Raw genomic sequence first — 15,052 nt, forward strand, 5'->3', positions numbered from 1 at the left:
GTTTTAGATATCTCATAGCGCACCATGTTCGAATTCATCTTCAAGCGCAACGGCGAAAATGCTGGCGTAGCACCTGCCGCGACGGAGACTGCGGCCAGCACGGCCGCTGCCGCTTCGGCCGAACGACGCGAACAACAGACCCAGCAAGCGGCCGCGCTGGCCGGTGATGAAGCGGCCGCCGTGGCGCTAATCCTGCAGAGCGAGTTTGCCGGCGTGCGCCTGCAGGCCGCCGAACATGTGCGTAGCCTGCCGCTGCTGGAGCAGGTGCTGCAGGCCATGCGCAATACTGACCGGCGTGTCGCCAAGCTGATGCAGAGCCGGCTCGACGCGATCCGCTATCACGAGGCTGAGCAGCGCAAGGCGGCGGCCTGTCTGGAACTGGCCGCACGCATGCTGGCCGATGAAAAACTCACGCCGAATCAGGTGGCCGAGCTGGACCGGCAGTGGAGCATTACCACGGCCGATGCCGCACAGGCCATCAGCTTTGCCAGCCAGCGCATGGCGCTCGATGCGCGCCTGCAGGCGCAGGTGCAGCTACAGCGCCAGATGATCGATGCGCTGGCAGCCTTGCGCCAGCTGCCTACCAGCATGGACGACAAGGCCGCCGCGCAAGCTGCGCTGGAACAGTTTGCTGCGCAGTTCGAGCGCTGCCAGCAGGACGCCGAGCATGCCACTCTGCCCAAGCATTTGCTGATGGATTTTGCCGCCGCCCTGAGTCAGACGCGTGCAGCGCTGGCCGCAGGACAGGCGAAGGTAGCCGCCAGCGCTGCCGCTGCAGTGGCGCAGCCGGTGGCCGTTGCCGCCGCAACGGAAAGCGCAGCGGCCAGCGGTACTGCTGGTCCTGGTGCTGCCGGTGTTGCCTATGCTACTGGCGCAAGCGACGCGGCGACTACGGCCGCCGCGGCGACGGCCGCCGCTGTATCTGCCAGCGCTGCCGCTGCCAGTGCTGCGCCAGCGGGCCGCCCAGCCAAAGCGGCTGCACCCGATCCGCAATTTTTGAGCACGCTCGATGCGCTGGAACAGGCGCTCGAACAGGGCTTGCTGCACGCAGCCGCCGAACATGATAAATGGCTCAAGGAGCACAAGGCCAAGCTGGCACCGGCCGTAACGGAACGCTTGAACCACCTGCGCGCCGAACTCAAACGCCTGAGCGACTGGGCGCGCTGGAGTGGCAATGTCTCGCGCGAGGAACTGGTAAAGGTGGTGGAAGAGCTGCCCGCACTGGGACTGGCGATGAGCGAACTGGCCAAGAAAGTGGGCAGCATGCGCGAACGCTGGAAGGCGCTCGATGCTGTTTCCGGCCATGCGCCGCGAAGCCTGTGGGAGCGCTTCGACCGCGCTTGCACCACGGCCTATGCGCCGGCTGCGGCCCATTTCAAACAACTGGCCGACGAGCGCCACGCCAATGCGGCCAAGGCGCAAGCGCTGATTGAAGAGACCCGCGCGATGGCGCAGGCAGCGGCCGAAGGCGTCGATCTGAAGAACGTGGCGGCAGCAGGCCAGCGCCTGCGCCAGATGTGGAGCCGGCTCGGTGCCATGGAGCGCAAGGAAAAGCGCAAGCTGGAACAGGCTTTCGACAAGGCGTTGGGCCAGATGCTGGCACCGCTGACCCAGCAGCGCAAGATCGAAGTGACGCGGCGCGAACAACTGATCCAGGAAGCCGAGCAGTTGCAACCGACCGAGCGCCATGCACTCGACCTGCTCAAGCGCCTGCAGGAGCGCTGGCAGGAACAGGCCAAGGCGCTGCCGCTGGAACGCAAGGCGGAGCAGGCGCTATGGCAGCGTTTCCGCACGGCTTGCGATGCTGTGTACAGCAAGCGCAAGGAAGTGGCGCATGCGGCCGACCACGAACGCAAAGCCCATCTGCATGCGCGCGAAGCGCTGTGCGCGCAGCTGGAAACGGCCACGTTCAGTGGCGACGACAAGGCCCAGTTGGCAGCGATAGCGGCACTGCTGCGCGAAACGGCCAGCGCATGGCAGCATGCGGGCACGGTGCCGCGTGCTGCCGAAGCCCGTATCAGCCAGCGTTATCAGGCTGCACAGGCGCACGTGCAGGCACAGGCCGATGCGATCCGGCGCCGCAGCGGCGCAGCGCAAGCCCATGCCTTGCGCGACAAGCTGCGCCTGTGCCAGGCGCTGGAAGGTCAGCTCGCGCAGGGCAGCGCCGCGAATGGCGCAGCCACGGCCGAAGAATGGCAGGCACGCTGGATGGCCATCCCCAAGCTGGGCGGGGAGTACGAAAAGGCGTTGGGCGGTCGCTACAACGCAGCGCTGGCGCTGCTGGGCAGCGATGCGGCTAGTTATCTGGCGCAACTGGAAGCCAACCGTGAGCGCCTGCTCGCTGAAGTGCTGCGACTGGAAATCGTCGCTGGCGTGGACAGTGGTGCCGAGTTTGCCCGCGAACGCCTGAAAATGCAGGTGGAAGTGTTGCAATCGTCGCTGAAATCAGGGCAGAAGCCGCAAAGTGCCACAGCCGCCTATTTGCAGCTATGCGCCATGCCGGCGCTGGCCGATGACCGCACGGTGAGCCGCATCGAAGCGCTGTTCCGCCGCATCGGCGGGGGAGAGCGCTGATGGCGGCCGGTAGCTACAGTGTGCGCGTGCAGCAGCAGGATTTCGATCTGAGCACGGAAGTGGCGCTGCTGCGCGCTGCCCAGCCCGGGGTAGGCGCCATCGTCAGCTTTGTCGGCACGGTGCGTGACCTGAACGAAGGCGCCAGCGTGGCCGAGATGGAGCTGGAACACTATCCGGGCATGACGGAGCAGTCCATCCAGAACATCATTGAACAGGCTCGGGGGCGTTGGGATATCTTCGGCGCGCTGGTGATCCACCGGGTAGGGCCGCTCAAACCGATGGAGCAGATCGTACTGGTGGCCGTCACCTCGGCGCACCGGGGCGAAGCCTTTGCTGCTTGCGAATTCATCATCGACTTCCTCAAGACGGAAGCGCCGTTCTGGAAGAAGGAACAGACGCCCGATGGCGGACGCTGGGTGGATGCGCGCGTCAGTGATGATGTCGCTTTAGAAAAGTGGTCGAAATAAGTTGTCGAAATGAGCAGACTTGATCTAGCTCATGGAAGTATGAAATAAATCGGTGAATCCTTGAAATGTAATTGATCAACCCTATTTGGGCGATAAGTTAAATTGATGGGAGCACCACCATGCGTCAGGACAAACTCACGACCAAGTTACAGGAAGCCCTGTCGGACTCGCAAAGTCTGGCGGTGGGTAATGACAACCAATATATCGAACCCGTACACCTGCTGACGGCGCTGCTGAATCAGGACGACGGCAGTGCGCGTTCCTTGCTGCAGCGTGCCGGCGTGAATGTAGGCGGCCTGACCAAGGCGCTGGGCAGCGCGCTCGAACGTCTGCCCAAAGTCTCGGGCACGAATGGCGATGTGCAGGCCAGCCGCGAGCTGATCGCCGTACTCAATCTGTCGGACAAGGAAGCGCAGAAGCGCAATGACCAGTTCATCTCGAGCGAGATGGTGCTGCTGGCGCTGACCGACGATAAATCCGATGCGGGCAAGTTGGCGCGCGAAAATGGCCTGAGCCGCAAGGCGCTGGAAGCGGCCATCGCCGCCGTGCGCGGCGGTGCCAAAGTGGATAATCAGGATGCCGAAGGCCAGCGCGAAGCGCTGAAAAAATACACGCTGGATCTGACCGAACGGGCCCGCGCGGGCAAGCTCGATCCCGTGATTGGCCGTGACGATGAAATCCGCCGCGCCATCCAGGTGCTGCAGCGCCGCTCCAAGAACAACCCCGTACTGATCGGCGAACCGGGCGTGGGCAAGACCGCCATCGTGGAAGGGCTGGCCCAGCGTATCGTCAATAATGAAGTACCCGATTCGCTCAAGGGCAAGCGCGTGCTGTCGCTCGACATGGCGGCGCTGGTGGCCGGTGCCAAATTCCGCGGCGAGTTCGAAGAGCGCCTGAAAGCCGTGCTCAAAGAACTGGCCATGGATGAAGGCCAGACCATCGTCTTCATCGACGAGATGCACACCATGGTCGGTGCCGGCAAGGCCGAAGGCTCCATGGATGCGGGCAATATGCTCAAGCCTGCGCTGGCCCGTGGCGAGCTGCATTGCGTGGGCGCCACCACGCTGGACGAATACCGCAAATACATCGAGAAAGATGCTGCGCTGGAGCGCCGCTTCCAGAAGATACTGGTGGATGAACCTTCGGTGGAAGCCACCATTGCGATCCTGCGCGGGCTGCAGGACAAGTACGAGCTGCACCACAAGGTAGCGATTTCCGATGCGGCCATCATCGCTGCTGCGGAACTGTCGCACCGCTATATCACGGACCGCTTCCTGCCCGATAAGGCGATCGACCTGATCGACGAAGCGGCATCCAAAATCAAGATCGAGATCGACTCCAAGCCGGAAGTGATGGACAAGCTGGAACGCCGTCTGATCCAGCTGAAGATCGAGAAGGAAGCCGTGAAGAAGGAGAAGGACGAAGGTTCGCGTCGCCGGCTGGAACTGATAGAGGAAGAGATCAGCCGTCTGCAGCGCGAGCTGAACGACTACGAGGAAATCCTCAAGGCCGAGAAGTCGGTGGTGCAGGGCAGTACCCATATCAAGGAAGAAATCGACCGCATCAAGCTGCAGATGGAGCAGGCCACGCGCGACAGCAACTGGCAGCGTGTGTCGGAGCTGCAGTATGGCCGTCTGCCGGAATTGGAAGCCCAGCTCAAGCAGGCCGAAGCGGCTTCAGCCAGCAAGACCGACGCCAGCCAGCCCAAGCTGCTGCGCACCGAAGTGGGCGCCGAGGAAATCGCCGAAGTGGTGTCGCGTGCCACCGGCATTCCCGTCTCGCGCATGATGCAGGGCGAGCGTGACAAGCTGCTGCACATCGAAGCCAAGCTGCATGAGCGCGTGGTGGGGCAGGATGAAGCGATAGCTGCCGTGGCCGATGCGATCCGCCGCTCGCGCGCGGGTCTGGCCGATCCTAACCGTCCGTATGGCTCCTTCATGTTCCTTGGCCCTACGGGCGTGGGCAAAACCGAGCTGACCAAGGCGCTGGCCGGCTTCCTGTTCGATACGGAAGATGCGCTGATCCGCATCGACATGAGCGAATTCATGGAGAAGCATTCGGTGGCCCGTCTGATCGGCGCGCCGCCCGGCTACGTGGGCTACGACGAAGGCGGCTATCTGACCGAAGCCGTGCGGCGCAAGCCTTACAGCGTGATCCTGCTCGACGAGGTGGAAAAAGCCCACCCCGACGTGTTCAATGTGCTGCTGCAGGCGCTTGACGATGGTCGTATGACGGACGGGCAGGGCCGCACGGTGGACTTCAAGAACACCGTGATCATCATGACGTCGAATCTGGGCTCGCACAAGATGCAGGCAATGGAGGATGCTGATCCGGCCGTGATGAAGCTGGCCGTGATGGCCGAGGTGCGCGCCCACTTCCGTCCCGAGTTCATCAACCGTATCGATGAAATCGTGGTATTCCATGGCCTCGATGAGAAAAACATCGGCGCGATCGCCAAGATCCAGCTGGCGATACTCGAACAGCGTCTCGCACGCATGGACATGACGCTGACGGTGACGGATCAGGCGCTGCAGAAAATCGCCGAAGCCGGTTACGATCCTGTGTACGGGGCGCGGCCGCTGAAACGGGCGATTCAGCAGCAGATCGAAAATCCGCTGTCCAAGCTGATCCTGCAAGGCCGCTTCGGCCCCAAAGACACCATCCGCGTGGACGTGAGCAATGGCGAACTGAGTTTTAACTGAGTCTGACGGCGCGCTGCGGCGCGCCGCAGGGCGGTTTAAAGTTCAGTGTCCAGGCTGACGGGGAAATGGCAGGCGATGCGATTGCGTCCCTGCCGTTTTGCATTGTAGAGCGCTACATCGGCGCGTTTGAGCACATCTTCGAACGAGTGATCGCCGGGCAGCATTTCGCTCAGGCCGCCGCTGATGGTGGCGCCGTCGCCGAGCGACTGCAACTGGCGCAATTCTTCCGCCACGCGCAGGCGCAGGCGTTCGGCGATGGGCTGGGCCAGTTCGCGCGTGGTATGCGGCATCAGCACGACGAATTCATCGCCGCCCAAACGGGCCGGGAAGTCCGTGCTGCGTAGCTCGGCGCGGCAGACTTCGGCCGTGGTCTGCAAGGCGTGGTCGCCGCACAGGTGACCGTAGCGGTCATTGATGCCCTTGAATTCATCGATGTCGAAGATCAGCACGGCGCTGGGTGTGCTGTAGCGCGCGTGCATTTCGTAATGGTCGTTCAGCATCTGCATCAGCTTGCGGCGGTTGGCCAGCCCCGTCAGCGCATCCGTTTCACTGAACATGCGCAACTGCTTTTCCAGCCGTTTGCTGGCCGTGATATTGCTGGCGATCCACAGCACCGCATCTTCGCCCTGCACCTGATAACCGAGTGCCCGCACCCGTCCTTCGAACCAGATCACATCGGGCGGCCCTGCGCTGTCCAGCCCCCGCACATCGCGTCCGCTGAGCGGGTATTCCACCACATGCATGCCGGGCTGATCGAGCGCGATGGCGATCTGCTGGATAAACCAGCTGGCCCGTTCGTCGCTGAGCACGTCGGCGATGGTCTTGCCCACCAGCGAGCTGCCGTCATGGTAGTAGCGGTTGTCGGCACCGCCGAACAGAGCCGCGTAGCGGCCGCTACGGGTAAAGATGAAAGCCGGATCCGGCAGCGCCGCCAACAGACCGATGATTTGATCGTGGGAAAACAGGGACACGTCAGCCATACACGCGCTCTGGGTTAGGGAAAGATTTAATGTAACGTATTTCTGTACTGGACAGAAGATATTATGAAGAAATTCACAATTTGCCACACTTAGTCTGTGCGCTTTTTGGTCCAAGGCATAGAATTAACGCTCTTTTCCCTACCCGATCAGGACAGATAATGAAATTTGCCACCACCGATTTATGCGATGACCACGCCGAGCTGCTTGAAGACGGCCGGCTGGCGGTCTTGCCGCCTGTATTCCAGTCGTATGGCCAGTTGCGCAGCTTCGCCGGCCCGGCCTACACCTTGCGTGTGCATGAAGACAATGCGCTGGTGCGGGCTGTGCTGGAAACGCCGGGGCAGGGGCAGGTGCTGGTGATCGATGGCGGAGCCAGCCTGCGCCGCGCGCTGGTGGGCGGCCAGTTGGGACTGTTAGCGCAAAACAACGGCTGGGCAGGGATCGTGGTGGATGGCTGCATTCGTGATACGGACGAAATCAATGCCTGCCAGATAGGCGTACGCGCGCTGGCGGCCCACCCGCGCAAGAGCAGCAAAAAAGGCGAGGGCGAGCGCCAGGTGCAGGTGACGATCCAGAGCGTGGCAGTGCGTCCGGGCGCGTGGATTTATGCGGATGCGGACGGAGTTTTAGTAGCGCAGCAGGCGCTAGCGTGCTAAGCTTGTCGATGTAAAATAGCAAACAAAGTTGATCGACAGGAATTGCCATGAAAAAACTTCTGATTGCGGTCGCCTGTGCGGGGGCTGCGCTGTCGGCCCAGGCTGGCGTGGTGTCGTCCTTGTCCGACGGTACGGTGCTGCCCATGGCCGCCAATGGCGGGTTTGGCATTGCTCCCCAGACGCTGGCGAATGGCGTGGTATGGAGTAGTGATGGCGAGCGTTCGGTGTTCGGCTATACCGATATGTTTGGCTTCAACCTCAACGGCCAGTGGAAGGGCATGGCGCTGGCTTCGCCGAATGATGACTTCAGCACGATGCGACTGGTGTTTGATAAGCCGGTCATGGCGGTAGGCGCTTTGTTCAACTATGGCCGCAATTACGGCAATGCCACTATCGCGGCCTATGATGCCAGCCACCAGTTGATCGAATCGCGGGTGCTGCAGATCAATCTGCCGGATGATAGCGTGAATCAGGGCGTGTTTTACGGCTTCCGTGAAAGCACGGCCAGCATCAGCTATTTCGAGATGTCAGGCGCCTACATTGGTGCCACCGGTTTCACGGTGTTGGCCGTGCCGGAACCTTCCACCTATGCCATGCTGCTGGGCGGGCTGGGCTTGCTCGGCATCGCCGCACGGCGCCGGCGCCAGTAGGCCAGCGCCGGTAATTACCGGCAAACGCAGACACCCCGCATACCTAGTGTATCCGGGGTGTTTTTTTCACCTGGCGAAATCTTCGTTTCACATTACGGCATGCGCCGCGCCAACGGCCGCGGCATTTCTTCCATTTTGAGAAATTACTTTCCGCATCCTGAAAAATATTGCCTAAGTCACTGATTTGTAATTATTTAAAACTGATCATGTGTCTTATATAAGACTGATTGTGCGCGGCACAAAACGTCTATCATGGAGTCAGCGGATTTTAATTTTTGCAGGAGAAGAACATCATGGCCACTCGTGAACAGCAAATTGCCGAGCTTCAGCAGGATTGGGAGTGCAACCCGCGCTGGGCTGGCGTGCGGCGTACCTATAGCGCTGCCGACGTGGTGCGTTTGCGCGGCTCGCTGCCCATCAGCCATACGCTGGCCCAGCGCGGTGCCGACAAGCTGTGGCAGTTGCTGAACCAGGAAGCCCACGTGAATGCGCTGGGTGCGCTGACAGGCAATCAGGCGTTGCAGCAGGTGAAAGCGGGGCTGAAAGCCATCTATCTGTCTGGCTGGCAGGTGGCGGGCGATGCCAATCAGGCTGGCGAAATGTATCCCGACCAGTCGCTGTATCCCGTCAATTCCGTGCCCATGGCCGTCAAGCGCATCAACAACACGCTGCAGCGGGCCGACCAGATCCAGTGGTCGGAAGGGCGCGACGAGATCGATTATTTTGCCCCCATCGTGGCCGATGCGGAAGCAGGTTTCGGCGGCGTGCTGAATGCATTCGAACTCATGAAAGCCATGATAGAGGCGGGTGCGGCTGGCGTGCATTTTGAAGACCAGCTAGCCTCGGCCAAGAAGTGCGGCCACATGGGCGGCAAGGTGCTGGTATCGACGCGCGAAGCCATCGAGAAGCTGACGGCAGCACGTCTGGCAGCCGATGTGATGGGCACCAGCACGCTGCTGATCGCCCGCACGGATGCGGAAGGGGCGGATCTGCTGATGTCGGATATCGATGACAATGACAAGCCGTTCTGCACGGGCGAGCGTACGGTGGAAGGCTACTTCAAGGTGCGCAAGGGGCTGGATCAGGCCGTGGCGCGGGCGCTGGCCTATGCGCCGTATGCCGATCTGGTGTGGTGCGAGACGGGCCGGCCCGATCTGGCCTATGCCAAGCGCTTTGCCGAAGCCGTGCATGCGCGCTTCCCCGGCAAGATGCTGGCGTATAACTGCTCGCCTTCGTTTAACTGGAAAAAGAATCTGGACGATGCCACCATCGCCCGCTTCCAGCGCGAGCTGGCTGCCATGGGCTATAAATTCCAGTTCATCACGCTGGCCGGCTTCCATGCGCTCAACTACAGCATGTTCCATCTGGCCCACGGCTATGCGCGCCGCCACATGACGGCCTTCGTGGAATTGCAGGAGGCGGAATTTGCCGCGGCCGAGCGGGGCTTCACGGCCGTCAAGCACCAGCGCGAAGTGGGCACCGGCTATTTCGATGAAGTGACCCAGTGCATCCAGAGCGGGCTGTCGTCCACCACGGCGCTGCATGGTTCGACGGAAGACGAACAGTTCTTCGAGCCCAAGGTAGCCTGAGCGTAAGGAGTTGGCGCTAGCGTGCAAAGCGGAGCCGCCACGCAGACAGTCGCGGCGGCTCCGGCGCTAGCGCATCAGGGCTTGCCCAGATGCTGGCACAGGTGCTGTTTCAGGCGTTCCTGAAAACTGTCGAGGTCGTCGATGGTGGCCAGATCATCGTCCACTTCCAGCATGTGGGTGCGGTGGCCCGGCGCGAACGACACGGTGGCTTCGATCTGACCCTGACGGTCGGTCAGCGAATGGCCCTGTACGGCTGCGAGGATGTTGTCCTGGTCGTCAGTGATGATGGTCATTTTCATGACATGCCTCCGCCTTGCAGGTTGTGGAAAGCGCCGCCTATGCCCTTGTTGTGGATCTGCACAAAGTAGGTGGCGTTGCCATTGTTTTCCTTGCGCTTGCTTTGCTGGTCGGCCATGTGGATCGCGCCCTGGTTGGGCGCTTTCACATCAGCCGAGGCAAACTGGGTGCCGTGATCGCTGGGATAGCTATAGTTCCAGAACGCCGTCTGACCGGGCGCCAGAAAGGTCAGCGGGCCTACATTATTGAAAGCCATAATCTCCTCCGATGGTAAGCGTCGCGCGCGGGTGCGGCGCGGCAGTTCCATCTTAGGCAGGCTCGGGTGGCATAGTTTGACGCATTCGATATGGGCCGCCATATCGCCCGCAAGCCAGGCCGTTTTTGGCGGTGCGGCCGTTCTGGGCGATAATGCGGCTTGTTTGCGCAAGCTTGCGCCCGAATCGCTTAAGAAAGTCCCTCCTATGTTTAGTTACCGTCACGCCTTTCACGCGGGTAATCACGCCGATGTGCTCAAGCACTTCATCACCATCCAGCTGCTGCAGTATCTGAACCAGAAAGATACGGCCTACACCTATATCGACACCCATTCGGGCGCCGGGGTGTATGCGCTGGACGGTACGTTTGCATCCAAGAATGCCGAATACGATACCGGCATAGGCCCGCTGTGGGAGCGCGACGATATGCCGCCCCAGTTGAAGGAATACGTGGACCTGATCCGCGCCATGAACCCCAGCGGCAAGATGCGTTACTACCCCGGCTCGCCTTATATTGCCGAGCAGGTGGCGCGCGAGCAAGACCGACTGCGTCTGTTCGAGCTGCATCCGGCCGATGCCAAGCTGCTGGCCGATAACTTCCGCAAACTCGAAGAGCATGCGGCCGAACAGGGCATCCGTCCTACCGTGCGTGGCAAGCGCGTGATGGTGACGCGCAGCGATGGTTTCCAGTCGCTCAAGGCGCTGCTGCCGCCGCCGTCGCGCCGCGCGCTGGTGCTGATCGATCCGCCTTACGAAGACAAGCAGGACTACAAAAAGGTCAAGGATGCGCTGGCCGAAGCGCTCACGCGTTTCCCTAGCGGCACCTATGCCGTCTGGTATCCGCTGCTGCAGCGCATGGAATCGCGCCAGTTCGCCGACAAGCTCAAGCAATTGCAGTGCAGCGAGTGGCTGAATGTGGTGCTGACCACGCGCGAGCCGACGCCTGATGGTTTCGGCCTGCACAGCAGCGGCATGTTCATCCTCAATCCGCCGTACACGCTGGAACCCATGCTCAAGCAGGTGATGCCATATCTGGTCAAGGCGCTCGGGGTCGATAGCGGCGCGCGCTTTACGCTGGAATCGGGTACGCCCACGCCCGTGCGTGGCAATGGCGGTACGGCTTCGCCGCGCAATGCGGCTGGTCAGGCGCCGCGCTCGGCTGGCACAGCCGGGCCGCGCTCGGCAGCAGCTCAGGGCCCACGTGCCCCGGCCGGACAGGGACCACGTGGTGCTGGCGTGCGTGCCGGCGCTGGCGACACCCGGCCCGGCGCTGGCCGCGAGGGGCTGGCAGCCAAGGCGCGCCGGCCTACGCCGGTAGCACCCCGTAGCGAAGGCGCAACGGCTGGGCGCACTACGGGGCCACGCCGACCTGTTAATCGCCAGAAATAAGTTGTCAACGAGACATGATGGGTATAGTCTGATAATCAGCAGCAACCCGGTCGCACCGGGTTGTTCTCAGCAGGCTGATTACCAGATGGGGTGGACCCATGATGTTAGCGCCGTCGCCGCCAGAGGCCAGACCGTTCGATAATTTCTTTCTCGCACGTCAGCCCATCCTTAACCGGGGGCAGCGGCTGGTGGCTTATGAATTGCTGTTCCGCGACGGTCGCATGCGCAACGATGCGCAAGTGACCGACGATACCGCTGCCACGGCGACCGTGATCGCCCATGCTTCCGAACTGGGCCTGGGGCAGGTGGTGGGCGAGCAGATGGCCTTTGTGAATGTCGATGCGGCCGGCCTGATGAGCGACTTCATCCGCTTTCTGCCGCCGGACAAGGTCATCCTCGAAATCCTCGAAACTGTCAAAGCCACGCCGGAATTGCTGAATCGCATCCATGAACTGAAACGCTCGGGTTTCCGCTTCGCGCTCGACGACGTGATCAGCCAGACTGACGATGTGCGCCAGTTACAGCCCTTGTGCGATGTGATCAAGATCGATATCCACCAGATGGGGTTGGAACAACTGCCCGCGCTCGCACGCCAGTTCAAGAATACGCGCCAGAAGCTGCTGGCGGAAAAAGTCGAAACCATGGATGAGTTCCAGCAATGCATGGACCTCGGCTTCGAATATTTTCAGGGCTATTACTTTGCCCGCCCCATGATCCTCAGCGGCAAGAAGATTTCACCGTCCCAGCGCAGCGTGCTGCATCTGCTGGACTTGATCAGCAATGACGCGCCCAGCGCCGATATCGAGCGCAGCGTCAAACATGATGCCCTGATTACGCTCAATCTGCTGCGGCTGGTTAATACGCCGGCCGTGGGCGCGCGCTGCCGCGTCAATTCGGTCGGCCATGCGCTGATGGTGCTCGGGCGGCGCCAGTTCAGGCGCTGGCTGCAGATCCTGCTGTATGTGAAAAACGGTGCGGCGCAGGAGTTCACGTCGCCCTTGCTGCAGCTGGCGACCACACGTGGCAAGACGCTGGAACTGATGATGGAGCATCTGCGTCCGGGCCAGCGCGTGAATGCCGATATCGGCTTCACGGTGGGGGTGATGTCGCTGATGGATACGCTGTTTTCCATGCACATGAATGAAGTGCTGGACAGCGTGCAGGTGCTGGAGGAAGTCCGCACGGCTTTGCTATACCGTGCGGGCGACTATGGCGGAATGCTGAGCCTGATCGAGCAGATCGAGCAGGGCGGCAATGGCCAACATCTGGCGCAGCGCCTGCATGCCCTGCAGTTGAGCCCGGCGGCGCTGTATGCGATCCAGCTAGCCGCCATCGAATGGGTCAACGATTACGCGCGCGGCATCTGATTACTGACCCAGCAGCAGGAACACGGTAGGCTTTTTGTGGAAGTCCGGCGCGGGTGCGCTTTTCCATTTGGCGGCCGTCATGGTGCGGATGGATTCGCTAGGCAGGCTCAGATCGGTGGCCACGCAGATCAGCGTGCCGGGCGCGCACGCGGCGCTCAGGGCTTCCAGCATGGCGCCGTTGCGGTAGGGCGTCTCGATGAAGAGCTGGGTCTGTTTTTCCTTGCGCGAACGCTGTTCCAGTTCCTTGATGCGGCTGGCGCGTTGGGCCGCATCCGTGGGCAGATAGCCGTTGAAGGCAAAGCTCTGGCCGTTCAGACCGCTAGCCATCACGGCCAGTAGCAGCGACGATGGGCCTACCAGCGGACGCACGGGGATGCCATGCTGGTGCGCCAACCGGACCAGATCGGCGCCGGGGTCGGCCACGGCCGGCACGCCCGCTTCCGACACCAGCCCGCCATCCTGCCCCGCCAGCAAGGGCTGCAGCAGGCCGGCCAGTGCGCTGGCCGGCGTATTCACATTCAGTTCGGCGATGCGGATTTCCTGCAGCGGCTTGGCCAGCGGGTGGCGTGCATGCACCAGTTTCAGGAAGGCGCGCGCGGTCTTGGCGTTTTCGGCCACAAAGTAGTCGAGCTGCGAGGTCAGCTGCTGCACCTGTTCTGGCAGGACGGAAGCGAGGGTTTCCGTATCGCCCAGCGTGTTAGGGATGAGAAAGAGGGTGCCGGTCATAGTAGATTGTTGTGGTGCATTATTTAAAAAACGGCAGGCCAGCTTTGCGCAGCATGCCAGTCAGGGCGATCAGCGGCAGGCCCGTGAGGGCAGTAGGGTCGTCGCTCTCGATACGTTCGAGGATGGCGATGCCCAGCCCTTCATTTTTGGCGCTGCCGGCGCAGTCATACGGCTGTTCTATGCGCAGATAGGCATCGAGCTCGGCATCGGGCAGGTCGCGGAAGCTGACATGGGCGCGTACTTCGTCCAGTTGATGGCTGCCGTCGCGGCCATCCCACAGGCACAAGGCCGTATGGAATACCACGGTGCGGCCGCGCATCTGTTGTAATTGTGCCAAAGCGCGCGCATGGTCGCCCGGTTTGCCGATCTGGGCGCCATCGAGCGTGGCGACCTGATCAGAACCGATTACCAGACAGCCGGGCAGGCGGGCAGCCACGGCGGCAGCTTTCTCGCGTGCCAGCCTTAATGCGGTATCAGCGGGACCTTCGCCGGCCAGCGGGGTTTCATCAATATCGGGAACGGCCACTTCGAACGGCAGTCGCAGGCGCGACAATAATTCCTTGCGGTAGGCCGAACTGGAAGCCAGTATCAGGCGCGGCAGTGCAGGGGTGCAGGGTAAACTTGTGGTCATGAGGGGAATGTTATATGCTCTGTCGCCGGTAGCGTAAGCGCCTGAAATCAGGGAGAATTACGCATATCCTTTGACGAACGACTGAAAACCCTGCTATTATCGCAGGTTTTCCGGGGAAATTTTCTGTAATGAATGCTATTGTGATCGACGCCTTTGATTTTTGTCGGAGCAACGGCAGCCAGCAAGGCGTAACGCCTGTTGCCGAAATGACCCGTTTGGCCAAGGAATGTGCGGACCCGTCCGGCACGATTACCTGGAGTGCCGTAGGAAGTACCAGCAAGATGGGCTTCCCGCAGATGACGCTGTCCGTTGCCGGTACCGTGCAACTGGTTTGCCAGCGCTGTTTGACGCCTTACGCGCACACCATCGATTCGGCTACGCTGTTAATGCTCGGTAAAGATGACGAGCAGGCCGACGAAATCGAAGAAATGATTAATGACGAGACGATCGATGTGATCGTCGGTAGCCGCAGCATGGAGCTGATGGATATGGTGGAAGACGAAGCGTTGCTGGCCCTGCCGCATACGCCGAAACACGAAGTCTGCCCCGATACCGCTCTGCTGGACAAGGCAAAAAGCGCGAAATTGTCGCCTTTCGAAGCCCTCAAGGGCCTGACCCCGAATAAGTAGTGTTGTAAAGAACGTGTCAAACGCGTGTAGTAATCGAGTATGGCAAGTTAGCAGTGAACCGTAGTAAAGCAATACACTAATGCCTGCAAGTAATTTTGCTGGTAGGATACTCGATTCGCATGTATTTGCTGGTCGAATGTG

At 61.1% G+C, this 15,052-nt stretch carries 14 protein-coding genes; 9 read left to right on the plus strand and 5 right to left on the minus strand.

Annotation, left to right across the window (positions count from 1 at the left end; all coding sequences use genetic code 11):
- Positions 1–24 precede the first annotated feature (24 nt).
- The 3 genes from GM655_RS13050 to clpB all read left to right on the plus strand — a co-directional run bounded on the left by GM655_RS13050 (position 25) and on the right by clpB (position 5,743).
- Positions 25–2,574, plus strand: coding sequence for a DUF349 domain-containing protein (locus GM655_RS13050; RefSeq protein ID WP_155435102.1), 2,550 nt, complete (start codon positions 25–27; stop codon positions 2,572–2,574).
- Entirely contained in the window at positions 2,574–3,041 is a 468-nt protein-coding gene (locus GM655_RS13055; RefSeq protein WP_155435103.1) for a molybdenum cofactor biosynthesis protein MoaE, read from the plus strand. The genes GM655_RS13050 and GM655_RS13055 overlap by 1 nt, the downstream gene beginning before the upstream one ends.
- 119 nt (positions 3,042–3,160) lie before the next feature.
- The gene (clpB, locus tag GM655_RS13060; protein WP_155435104.1) at positions 3,161–5,743 is read left to right on the plus strand and encodes an ATP-dependent chaperone ClpB; all 2,583 of its coding nucleotides are present in this window, start codon (positions 3,161–3,163) and stop codon (positions 5,741–5,743) included.
- A 35-nt stretch (positions 5,744–5,778) separates the two neighbouring features.
- Here the strand turns inward: clpB and GM655_RS13065 are convergent, their stop codons facing one another.
- Positions 5,779–6,723 (minus strand): GGDEF domain-containing protein, encoded by a 945-nt coding sequence (locus GM655_RS13065; protein WP_155435105.1) that lies wholly within the window; start codon positions 6,721–6,723, stop codon positions 5,779–5,781.
- Positions 6,724–6,881: 158 nt separating this feature from the next.
- Here GM655_RS13065 and rraA point away from each other — a divergent pair, with 158 nt between their 5' ends.
- The 3 genes from rraA to aceA all read left to right on the plus strand — a co-directional run bounded on the left by rraA (position 6,882) and on the right by aceA (position 9,618).
- A complete protein-coding gene (gene rraA, locus GM655_RS13070; protein ID WP_155435106.1) occupies positions 6,882–7,379 on the plus strand; it encodes a ribonuclease E activity regulator RraA in 498 nt (165 codons plus the stop codon).
- Positions 7,380–7,426: 47 nt separating this feature from the next.
- A complete protein-coding gene (locus GM655_RS13075; RefSeq protein WP_155435107.1) occupies positions 7,427–8,029 on the plus strand; it encodes a PEPxxWA-CTERM sorting domain-containing protein in 603 nt (200 codons plus the stop codon).
- 293 nt (positions 8,030–8,322) lie between these two features.
- Entirely contained in the window at positions 8,323–9,618 is a 1,296-nt protein-coding gene (aceA, locus tag GM655_RS13080) for an isocitrate lyase (RefSeq protein WP_155435108.1), read from the plus strand.
- Positions 9,619–9,692: 74 nt separating this feature from the next.
- Here aceA and GM655_RS13085 read toward each other — a convergent pair whose 3' ends face one another.
- Both GM655_RS13085 and GM655_RS13090 read right to left on the minus strand, forming a co-directional pair.
- On the minus strand, positions 9,693–9,917 hold the full coding sequence (locus tag GM655_RS13085) for a hypothetical protein (protein ID WP_155435109.1): 225 nt from the start codon (positions 9,915–9,917) through the stop codon (positions 9,693–9,695).
- A complete protein-coding gene (locus GM655_RS13090) occupies positions 9,914–10,171 on the minus strand; it encodes a hypothetical protein (RefSeq protein ID WP_155435110.1) in 258 nt (85 codons plus the stop codon). The genes GM655_RS13085 and GM655_RS13090 overlap by 4 nt, the downstream gene beginning before the upstream one ends.
- Positions 10,172–10,376: 205 nt before the next feature.
- On the opposite strand from GM655_RS13090, the gene GM655_RS13095 reads away from it, so the two are divergent.
- Both GM655_RS13095 and GM655_RS13100 read left to right on the plus strand, forming a co-directional pair.
- Entirely contained in the window at positions 10,377–11,558 is a 1,182-nt protein-coding gene (locus tag GM655_RS13095; RefSeq protein WP_229632555.1) for a 23S rRNA (adenine(2030)-N(6))-methyltransferase RlmJ, read from the plus strand.
- A 98-nt stretch (positions 11,559–11,656) separates the two neighbouring features.
- A complete protein-coding gene (locus tag GM655_RS13100; protein WP_155435111.1) occupies positions 11,657–12,925 on the plus strand; it encodes an EAL and HDOD domain-containing protein in 1,269 nt (422 codons plus the stop codon).
- On the opposite strand, the gene GM655_RS13105 is transcribed toward GM655_RS13100, so the two are convergent.
- The gene (locus GM655_RS13105) at positions 12,926–13,651 is read right to left on the minus strand and encodes an SAM-dependent methyltransferase (protein ID WP_155435112.1); all 726 of its coding nucleotides are present in this window, start codon (positions 13,649–13,651) and stop codon (positions 12,926–12,928) included.
- A gap of 19 nt (positions 13,652–13,670) precedes the next feature.
- Positions 13,671–14,282 (minus strand): Maf-like protein, encoded by a 612-nt coding sequence (locus GM655_RS13110; protein ID WP_155435113.1) that lies wholly within the window; start codon positions 14,280–14,282, stop codon positions 13,671–13,673.
- 128 nt (positions 14,283–14,410) lie between these two features.
- On the opposite strand from GM655_RS13110, the gene GM655_RS13115 reads away from it, so the two are divergent.
- The gene (locus tag GM655_RS13115) at positions 14,411–14,911 is read left to right on the plus strand and encodes a YceD family protein (protein WP_155435114.1); all 501 of its coding nucleotides are present in this window, start codon (positions 14,411–14,413) and stop codon (positions 14,909–14,911) included.
- Positions 14,912–15,052 lie beyond the last annotated feature (141 nt).

The sequence above is a fragment of the Pseudoduganella danionis genome (assembly GCF_009720775.1).
GTDB lineage: Bacteria > Pseudomonadota > Gammaproteobacteria > Burkholderiales > Burkholderiaceae_D > Rugamonas > Rugamonas danionis.

Excerpts from the sequence above, each read along its gene's own strand:
- GM655_RS13050 (WP_155435102.1), top strand. The coding sequence starts at position 25 with ATGTTCGAATTCATCTTCAAGCGCAACGGCGAAAATGCTGGCGTAGCA.
- GM655_RS13055 (WP_155435103.1), top strand. The coding sequence starts at position 2,574 with ATGGCGGCCGGTAGCTACAGTGTGCGCGTGCAGCAGCAGGATTTCGAT.
- clpB (WP_155435104.1), top strand. The coding sequence starts at position 3,161 with ATGCGTCAGGACAAACTCACGACCAAGTTACAGGAAGCCCTGTCGGAC.
- GM655_RS13065 (WP_155435105.1), bottom strand. The coding sequence starts at position 6,723 with ATGGCTGACGTGTCCCTGTTTTCCCACGATCAAATCATCGGTCTGTTG.
- rraA (WP_155435106.1), top strand. The coding sequence starts at position 6,882 with ATGAAATTTGCCACCACCGATTTATGCGATGACCACGCCGAGCTGCTT.
- GM655_RS13075 (WP_155435107.1), top strand. The coding sequence starts at position 7,427 with ATGAAAAAACTTCTGATTGCGGTCGCCTGTGCGGGGGCTGCGCTGTCG.
- aceA (WP_155435108.1), top strand. The coding sequence starts at position 8,323 with ATGGCCACTCGTGAACAGCAAATTGCCGAGCTTCAGCAGGATTGGGAG.
- GM655_RS13085 (WP_155435109.1), bottom strand. The coding sequence starts at position 9,917 with ATGAAAATGACCATCATCACTGACGACCAGGACAACATCCTCGCAGCC.
- GM655_RS13090 (WP_155435110.1), bottom strand. The coding sequence starts at position 10,171 with ATGGCTTTCAATAATGTAGGCCCGCTGACCTTTCTGGCGCCCGGTCAG.
- GM655_RS13095 (WP_229632555.1), top strand. The coding sequence starts at position 10,377 with ATGTTTAGTTACCGTCACGCCTTTCACGCGGGTAATCACGCCGATGTG.
- GM655_RS13100 (WP_155435111.1), top strand. The coding sequence starts at position 11,657 with ATGATGTTAGCGCCGTCGCCGCCAGAGGCCAGACCGTTCGATAATTTC.
- GM655_RS13105 (WP_155435112.1), bottom strand. The coding sequence starts at position 13,651 with ATGACCGGCACCCTCTTTCTCATCCCTAACACGCTGGGCGATACGGAA.
- GM655_RS13110 (WP_155435113.1), bottom strand. The coding sequence starts at position 14,282 with ATGACCACAAGTTTACCCTGCACCCCTGCACTGCCGCGCCTGATACTG.
- GM655_RS13115 (WP_155435114.1), top strand. The coding sequence starts at position 14,411 with ATGAATGCTATTGTGATCGACGCCTTTGATTTTTGTCGGAGCAACGGC.